Source organism: Streptomyces flavofungini (genome assembly GCF_041028215.1).
Classification (GTDB): Bacteria; Actinomycetota; Actinomycetes; order Streptomycetales; family Streptomycetaceae; genus Streptomyces; species Streptomyces flavofungini_B.
The window spans coordinates 1-733 of sequence record NZ_JASKYR010001390.1 but is presented as its reverse complement, the minus strand read 5'-3'; the positions used below and the strand labels follow the sequence as shown (position 1 = coordinate 733).

Sequence of the window (733 nt, the reverse complement as noted above, 5' to 3'; positions counted from 1 at the left end):
GGTTCTCCCAGCAGAACCGTTTCTACGTGCGACCGCGCCGGAACGGGGGTCGCCGCGCTGACGCGGCGGCCCCCGTTCGCGCGTCCAGAGCAGTCCCGTTCGCGCGTCCAGAGCCGTCTCCTCCGTGCGTCCGGAGCGATCTCCGCCGCGCGTCCAAGGCGTTCTTTCCGGCTCACCCCGGGGACACATGTGCGCCCCTGTGGCTTTCTCCAGGGGGCCTCGCACCTGCCATGGAGCTTCCCATCAAATATTTCAGATGCGAGCCAAACAGGCCTATCTTGTCGCACATGCAGTCCTACACGATGGGGCAGGCCGCGCGTCTGCTCGGGGTCAGTCCCGACACCGCCCGCCGCTGGGCGGACGCCGGACGGGTCGCCACGCACCGCGACGAGGGCGGGCGGCGGCTCATCGACGGCCGGGACCTGGCCGCCTTCTCCGTCGAGGTCGCGCAGAACGGCGGCACGGGTGAGGACGACGTCTCCTACACCTCCGCCCGCAACGCCTTCCCCGGCATCGTCACCGCCGTGAAGCTGGGTGACGTGGCCGCCCAGGTGGAGATCCAGGCGGGCCCGCACCGCCTGGTGTCACTGCTGACCCGGGAGGCGGTGGAGGAGCTCGGCCTTGAGGTCGGGATGCAGGCCACCGCCCGGGTCAAGTCCACGAGCGTGCACATCGACCGCGCCTGAGTACCGCGAAGCGCCCGAGTTCAGGAGTCCCCCGCAATGTCCCCGAA

At 70.3% G+C, this 733-nt stretch carries 1 protein-coding gene; it reads left to right on the top strand.

The annotated features are described in order from the left end of the window. Positions 1 to 287: 287 nt before the first annotated feature. Positions 288 to 686, top strand: coding sequence for a TOBE domain-containing protein (locus tag AB8Z36_RS41240; RefSeq protein ID WP_369218461.1), 399 nt, complete (start codon positions 288 to 290; stop codon positions 684 to 686). Positions 687 to 733: the final 47 nt, after the last annotated feature.